At 72.8% G+C, this 8368-nt stretch carries 1 protein-coding gene; it reads left to right on the top strand.

Translation table 11 applies throughout. From position 1 onward, the window contains the following. Positions 1 to 8368, top strand: an 8368-nt coding sequence (locus ABT085_RS40385) for an SDR family NAD(P)-dependent oxidoreductase (protein ID WP_351620213.1), incomplete at both ends; no start/stop codon positions are given.

The raw sequence follows: 8368 nt of genomic DNA, 5'->3' as shown, positions 1-8368 counted from the left end.
CCTATGGCATCTCGCCGGACTGGCAGGCGTTCTTCCCCGGCGCTCGTCGCGTCGACCTGCCCACGTACGCCTTCCAGCGCGAGCGCTACTGGCTCTACGCGTCTCAAGCGGCGACCGTCGGCACCTCAGAGGCGATGGACGCCGAGTTCTGGGACTCCGTCGAGAGCGAGGACCGGGCGTCCCTCGGTGCGCTGCTGGGACTGGAGCCCGCCGAACTAGGCCTGGTCGCACCCAAGTTGTCCGCCTGGCGTCGGAAGCGGCGCGAGCAGTCCACCGCCGACGGCTGGCGCTACCGGATCACCTGGCAGCCGCTCGGTGACATGGCCGGGGCCGTTCCGCCGGGGACCTGGCTCTACGCGGTCTCCGAGGAGACGGCGTGGACCGAGGCGATCCGCGCCGGGCTCACGGAACTCGGCGTCACGCTCGTACCGTTCGCCTTGGGGGAGGACACCGACCGCGACACGCTGGCCCGGGCCCTCACCGACGCCGGGCACGAACAGGTCGACGGGATCCTGTTTGCCGCAGCGCAGGGAGAAGCGGGTGCTGCTGCCCTCCAGCGGCTCGTCCTGCTGGTCCAGGCCCTCGGCGACGCCGGGATCGAGACTCCGCTGTGGTGCCTGACCAGTGGCGCGGTGTCGACCGGCACGACGGACCCGCTGACCGACCCCGTTTCCGCCCGGCTCTGGGGCCTGGGCAGGGTCGTCGCCCTGGAACAGCCGCAGCGCTGGGGCGGGCTCGTCGATCTGCCCGCCGAGCCGGACTCCCGCGCGCTGGAGCGACTGACCGGCGTGCTGGCCCAGGCCGACGAGGACCAGCTCGCCGTACGCGCCTCCGGCGTGTCCGGCCGCCGTCTCGTGCGCGCCCCGCAGAGCGCGGCGCCTGCGGACGCGCCCTGGTCGCCGCGCGGCACGGTGCTCGTGACCGGTGGTACGGGTGCGCTGGGCGGGCACGTGGCCCGCTGGCTCGCCGGTGCCGGTGCCGAGCACCTGGTGCTCGCCGGCCGCCGGGGACACGACGCCCCGGGCGCCGCTGAACTCAAGGCGGAGTTGGAGGAGTCGGGCGCCGAGGTCACCGTCGTCGCGTGCGATGTGGCCGACCGCGACGCGCTCGCCGAGTTGTTCGGTCGGCACACCGTGAATGCCGTGGTGCACGCCGCGGGCGTACTCGACGACGGCCTGGTCGAATCGCTCACGCCCGAGCGCCTCGACCACGTGCTGCGCCCCAAGGCGGACGCAGCCCTCCACCTGCACGAGCTGACCCGGGACCGCCAGGACCTCGACGCCTTCGTGCTCTTCTCCTCGATGACCGGTGTCTGGGGCAACGGCGGCCAGGGCGCCTACGGTGCCGCGAACGCCTTCCTCGACGCCCTCGCCGAGCAGCGCAGGGCGCAGGGCCTGCCCGCGCTGTCCGTCGCCTGGGGATCCTGGGCGGACGGGGGCATGGCCGACGGCGCCGCCGGTGACCATCTGCGGCGGCGCGGCATACGGGAGATCGCGGCCCTTCCCGCGATCTCCGTGCTGCACGGTGCGCTGACCCACGGTGACACCTGCGTGACCGTCGCGGACGTGGACTGGGACCGGTTCGTCCCGGCCTTCGCCGCCACGCGCCCCTGCCCGTTGCTGCACGGCGTGCCCGAGGCCCGCGAAGCCCTTGAAGCACGCGCCCGGGCCGCGCGGAGCGCCGACGCGCCCGTGTCCGCGCTGATCCAGCGCCTCCTCGTCGCCACACCGGGGGAACAGGGTCGTATCCTGCTGGACCTGGTCCGCGAGCAGGCCGCCACAGTGCTTGGCCACACCGGCAGGGGCGCCTTCCAAGCCGACCGGACGTTCCGCGAGACCGGGTTCGACTCGCTCACCGCCGTCGAACTGCGCCACAGGCTCAACACGGCCACCGGCCTCAAGCTGCCCAGCTCCTTGGTCTTCGACCACCCGACCCCCACCGCTCTCGCCCGTCACCTGGGCGAGGAGCTCCTCGGCGGGCCGGGGCCGGGGCCGGAGGCGGACGCCGCGCAGGCCACGGCCGCGTTCGCGGCCGACGAACCTCTCGCGATCGTCGGCATGAGCTGCCGTTTCCCCGGCGGCGTCCAGTCGCCGGAGGACCTGTGGGAGCTGCTGAGCTCCGGCCGGGACGCGTTGTCCGGGTTCCCCACCGACCGCGGCTGGGACATCGACGCGCTCTACGACCCCGACCCCGACCGGCCCGGCAAGACGTACTCGCGTGAGGGTGGCTTCATCCAGGGCGCCGACCGCTTCGACGCCGGTCTCTTCGGGATCTCGCCGCGCGAGGCCCTGGCGATGGACCCGCAGCAGCGGCTGCTGCTGGAGACCTCGTGGGAGGCCTTCGAGCGGGCCGGCATCGCCCCCGCGTCCGTCCGCGCCAGCCGTACCGGCGTCTTCGTCGGCACCAACGGCCAGGATTACGCCAACGGGTTGCGCAACGCGCCCGAGGAGATCGAGGGGTACGCGCTCACCGGCAAGGCGGCGTCGGTCGTGTCCGGACGCATCTCCTACACGTTCGGCCTGGAGGGTCCGGCGGTCACGGTCGACACGGCGTGCTCGTCCTCGCTCGTCGCCCTCCATCTCGCCGCGCAGTCGCTGCGGAGCGGCGAGTGCACGATGGCTTTGGTCGGGGGCGTCACCGTCATGACCACGCCGGACCTGTTCGTGGAGTTCAGCCGGCAGCGCGGTCTGGCGCCCGACGGCCGGTGCAAGGCGTTCGCGGCCGGCGCCGACGGTACGGGCTGGGGTGAAGGCGCCGGCATGCTGCTGGTGGAGCGGCTGTCCGACGCCCGGCGCAATGGCCACCGGGTGATGGCCGTCGTGCGGGGCAGTGCGGTCAATCAGGACGGCGCGTCCAACGGTCTGACCGCGCCGAACGGTCCCTCGCAGCAGCGGGTCATCCGGCAGGCGCTGGCGTCCGCCGGGCTCACGCCGGCCGACGTGGACGCCGTCGAGGCCCATGGCACGGGGACCAGGCTCGGCGACCCCATCGAGGCGCAGGCGCTCCTCGCCACGTACGGTCGGGAACACTCCGACGACCGGCCGCTGTGGCTGGGCTCGGTCAAGTCCAACATCGGTCACACGCAGGCCGCCGCGGGTGTCGCCGGTGTGATCAAGATGGTGATGGCGATGCGGCACGGAGTGCTCCCGCGGACCCTGCACGTGGACGAGCCGACGCCGCACGTCGACTGGTCGGCGGGCGCCGTGCGGCTGCTGACGGAGCCGGTGCCATGGCCCGCGACCGCTGGGCCCCGCCGGGCCGCGGTGTCGTCCTTCGGCATCGGCGGCACCAACGCGCACACCGTCATCGAGGAGGCGCCTGCCGCGGGCGCGGCCGAGCCGACCCGCGAACACCGCCCGGTGCCCGTGCCGTGGGTGCTGTCGGCGAAGAGTGAAGTGGCGCTACGAGCCCAGGCGGAGCGTCTGCTGGCTAGCGCGACCGATGACGTGTCGCCCGTCGACGTCGGATTCTCGTCGGCCACGACGCGGTCGGCGCTGGAGCACCGGGCAGCGGTGGTCGGTACCGACCCGGCCGAACTGCGGGCGGGCCTTGAGGCCCTCGCCGCAGGAGAACCGGCGGCGAACGTCGTCGCCGGGCGCGCTCATCCGGCGGACAAGGTCGGGTTCCTTTTCTCGGGTCAGGGTTCGCAGCGGCTGGGTATGGGGCACGAGCTGTACGCGGCGTACCCGGTGTTCGCTGCGGCCTACGACGCGGTGTGCGCGCTCCTGGATGCGCCCGTCGATGTCGACTCGGACGAGCTCCACCGGACGGGTTCGGCGCAGCCGGCATTGTTCGCGGTCGAGGTGGCGTTGTTCCGGCTTCTCGAATCGTGGGGCGTCCGGCCGGACTTCGTGGCCGGGCATTCGGTGGGTGAGATCGCGGCTGCGCATGTGGCCGGGGTGTTGTCGCTGGAGGATGCGGCGAGGCTGGTGTCGGCGCGGGCTGCGTTGATGCAGGCGTTGCCTGCCGGTGGTGCGATGGTGGCGGTGCAGGCGTCTGAGGACGAGGTGTTGCCGTATCTGACCGACGAGGTCGGTGTCGCGGCGGTCAACGGGCCTCGGTCCGTGGTCATTTCGGGTGTGGGGGGCGCGGTTGCGGCGATTGCCGAGGTGTTCGCCGGTCAGGGTCGTAAGACGTCTCGCCTGAAGGTCAGTCACGCGTTCCATTCGCCGTTGATGGATCCGATGCTGGAAGAGTTCGCGGAGGTCGTCGGCGGTCTGGTCTTCAACGAGCCGCGGATTCCTGTCGTTTCGAACCTCACCGGTCGTGTGGTCGAGGCGTACACGCCCGAGTACTGGGTGCGGCACGTCCGCGAGGCGGTCCGCTTCGCCGACGGTGTGCGGACCCTGCACGAGCTGGGTGTGACCACGTTCGTGGAGATCGGTCCCGGAGGTGTGTTGAGCGGTCTGGCGCAGGGCTGTGTGGACGACATCGTCACCATCCCCGTACTCCGAGCCGACCGCCCCGAACCCCAGGCGCTCACCACCGCGTACGCCCAACTTCACGTCAGCGGTGCCGAAGTGGACTGGCACGCCTTCTTCCCGGGCGCCCGCCGCGTCGATCTGCCCACGTACGCCTTCCAGCGCGAGCGCTACTGGCTCGACGCCCCCGCCTCCGCCGGTGACATGCGCGCGGTGGGGCAGGGCGAGGCCGGTCACCCGCTCCTCGGCGCCGCCGTGCCACTGGCCGACGGGGACGGACATCTGCTCACCGGGCGGCTCTCGACGCATACGCACCCGTGGCTGTCGGACCACGCCGTCAGTGGGGTCGCGCTCCTGCCGGGAACCGCGTTCGTCGAGCTGGCGATCACCGCTGCCGACGCCGTGGGCTGCGACCTGCTGGAAGAGCTGACGCTGGAGACACCGCTGCTCGTGCCCGAGCGCGGGGGCGTCGCCCTGCAGGTGCGCGTCGGCGCCGACGACGGCTCGGGTCGCAGGGCGCTGACCGTGCACTCGCGGATCGACGGCGGGGACGCGTACGCCCACGAGGACGTCTCCGAGCGGGCATGGAGTCGGCATGCCTCCGGCTCGCTGGCCGTCGCCACCGGAGGGCCCGTGGACGGCTCGCTCGCCGTGTGGCCGCCCGTGGGCGCGGAGCCGGTCGACGTCGACGGGTTCTACGACCGCCTGGCCGGCATGGCGCTCGACTACGGACCCGTCTTCCAGGGGCTGCGCGCCGCGTGGCGGGACGGGGACGACTTCTTCGCCGAGGTGGAGCTGCCGGGCGGGGAGCGGATGGATGCGGAGGCGTACGGCCTGCACCCCGCCCTGTTCGACGCCGCTCTGCACACCGTCTGGCTGGGCGCGGTCGAGCCCGAGGCCAGGACGGGGAACGGGCTGCTGCCGTTCGCCTGGAGCGGTGTGCGTCTGGCGGCTGCCGGAGCCTCCGGCCTGCGGGTGAAGGTCTCGCGCGTCGGCACCGGCACCTCCACGGTGTCGCTGATGCTGGCCGACGGCACCGGCGAGCCGATCGCGCAGGTCGACACACTGACGCTGCGCCCGGTGCCCGCCGACCGGTTGCGCGCCGGTTCCGGCCGCGCCGATGCGCTCTTCGGCCTGGAGTGGACGCCGGTCGGCCTGCCGCCCGCGCCGGACGGCATGAGGATCGAGACGTACGAGGATCTCGCCGCTCTTCGGGCCGCCGACTTGTCGGCGGGCACCGATGCCGGAGTCAACGCCAACGTCGGAGTCGTCGCCGATGCCGTGGTCGTGCACTGCCCGACCGGGGCCGGCGCGGACCTTGCCACACGGGTCCGTGAGGTCACCCACGCGGTGCTGGAGCTGGTGCAGTGGTGGCTGGCCGAGGAACGCCCGGCGCGCCTGGTGCTGGTGATGCGTGGGGGAGACCTCGCCCAGTCGGCGGTCCGCGGACTGGTGCGCTCGGCGCAGACCGAGAACCCCGACCGCATTGTTCTGGTGGAGACCGCCGCTGATGCCGATGCCGATGCCGATGCCGGTGTCGGTGTCGGTGTCGGCAGCGATGTCGGCGGTTCCGGTCTCGCCCGGGTGCTGCCCGGCCTGATCGCGTCCGGTGAGTCCCAGGCCGCGGTGCACGCGGACGACGAGGTCCGGGTGCCGAGGCTGGTCCGCGTCGCCGCGTCGGACGCGGATCCGGAGCTTCCCGACCTCGGCTCCGGCACCGTTCTGCTGACCGGCGCGTCTGGCGGGCTGGGCGGGCTGTTGGCCCGGCACCTGGTCGCCGAGCACGGTGTGCGCAGCCTGCTGCTGGTCAGCCGCCGCGGTGGGGACGCACCCGGCGCGGCCGAGCTCGCCGCCGAGCTGACCGCGCAGGGCGCCGACGTCACCTGGGCCGCGTGTGATGTGGCCGACCGTGATGCCGTCCGTGCACTCCTGACCGGGCCCGGGCAGAACCTGTCCGCGATCATCCACACCGCCGGCGTCCTGGACGACGGAATCATCGGCTCGCTGACCCCCGAGCGGCTGGACGCCGTGTTCCGCCCGAAGGTGGACGCGGCGCTGAACCTGCACGACCTGGCGTGCGAGCTGTCCGGCGACCTGTCCGCGTTCGTGCTCTTCTCATCGGTGGCGGGCACCCTCGGCACGCCGGGCCAGGGGAACTACGCCGCTGCGAACACCTTCCTCGACGCCCTCGCCGAGCACCGTCGTGCCGCGGGTCTGAGGGCCACGTCGCTGGCCTGGGGCCTGTGGGCGCAGGACAGCGAGAGCGCCATGACCGGCGGCCTCGACCACATCGATCTCACGCGTATCAAGCGCATGGGCCTCGCCGCGATCCCGTCGGCGGACGGCCTACGGATGTTCGATGCGGCACTGGCCACCCGTCGGGCAGCGGTCGCCCCGATCCGGCTCGACACGTCCGCCTTCCACGAAGGACAGGGGCAGCAGTCCGTACCGCCGGTCCTGCGCGAACTGGTGAGGGTCGCGCCGGTGCGGCGCGCGGCGCGGACCGCGCCGAAGGGATCGCTGGGGCAGCGGCTGGCCGGGCTGCCGGAGGCCGAGCGCGAGCAGGTGGTGCTGGACCTGGTGCGCAACGAGGTCGCCGCCGTGCTCGGGCACGCCGGCACACAGTCGGTCGGCGCGGACGACTCGTTCAAGGACATCGGGTTCGACTCGCTCACCGCCGTCGAACTGCGCAACAAGCTCAACTCGGCCGTAGGCATGCGCCTGCCCGCCACCCTGATCTTCGACCACCCGAACCCGCTCGCCCTCGCCCGCTTCCTCGCCGCCGAAGCAGCGGGCTCCGGCGAGGCGACGGCAGCCGTGCAGGCGGCACTCTCCCCGGCCATCGGAACGGCGGACGAGCCCATCGCGATCGTGGGCATGGCCTGCCGCTATCCCGGCGGTGTGCGGTCGCCCGAAGACCTGTGGCAACTGGTGCACTCCGGCCGCGACGCCGTGTCGGGCTTTCCCGAGGACCGCGGCTGGGACGTGGAGAAGCTCTACGACCCGGACCCCGACCAGTGGGGCACCAGCTACACCCGCGAGGGCGGCTTCCTCCATGACGCGGCGGACTTCGACGCCGAGTTCTTCGGGATCTCGCCGCGCGAGGCGCTGGCGATGGACCCGCAGCAGCGGTTGCTGCTGGAGACCTCGTGGGAGGCGTTCGAGCGGGCCGGGATCGACCCGGCGACGGTGCGGGGCAGCAGGACCGGTGTCTTCGCCGGCGTGATGTACCACGACTACGGCGGGCGCGTGCACACTTCGCCGGCGGGGCTGGAGGGCTACCTCGTCAACGGCAGTGCGGGCAGCGTCGCTTCGGGGCGCGTCTCGTACACGTTCGGCCTGGAGGGCCCGGCGGTCACGGTCGACACGGCGTGTTCGTCGTCGCTCGTGGCCCTCCACCTCGCCGCGCAGGCGCTGCGGAGCGGGGAGTGCTCGATGGCTCTCGTCGGCGGCGTCACGGTGATGGCAGGCCCGTCCGTGTTCGTGGAGTTCAGCCGTCAGCGCGGGCTGTCGGCGGACGGCCGGTGCAAGGCGTTCGGCGCCGGGGCGGACGGTACGGGCTGGGCCGAGGGTGCGGGCATGCTGCTGGTGGAGCGGCTGTCCGACGCGCGTCGCAACGGGCATCAGGTGCTGGCGGTGGTCCGCGGTAGCGCCGTCAACCAGGACGGTGCGTCGAACGGTCTGACGGCTCCGAACGGTCCGGCGCAGCAGCGGGTGATCCGGCAGGCGCTGGCGAACGCGGGCCTGTCCTCGGGGCAGGTCGACGTGGTGGAGGCGCACGGTACGGGTACGAGGCTGGGCGACCCGATCGAGGCGCAGGCGCTGCTTGCCACGTACGGTCAGGAGCGCCCTGAAGGACAGCCGTTGTGGTTGGGTTCGCTGAAGTCGAACATCGGTCACGCCCAGGCTGCTGCGGGTGTCGGTGGTGTGATCAAGATGGTGATGGC

Source organism: Streptomyces sp. NPDC002265, assembly GCF_040296125.1.
Classification (GTDB): domain Bacteria; phylum Actinomycetota; class Actinomycetes; order Streptomycetales; family Streptomycetaceae; genus Streptomyces.
This window is presented reverse-complemented; position numbering and strand designations above follow the sequence as displayed.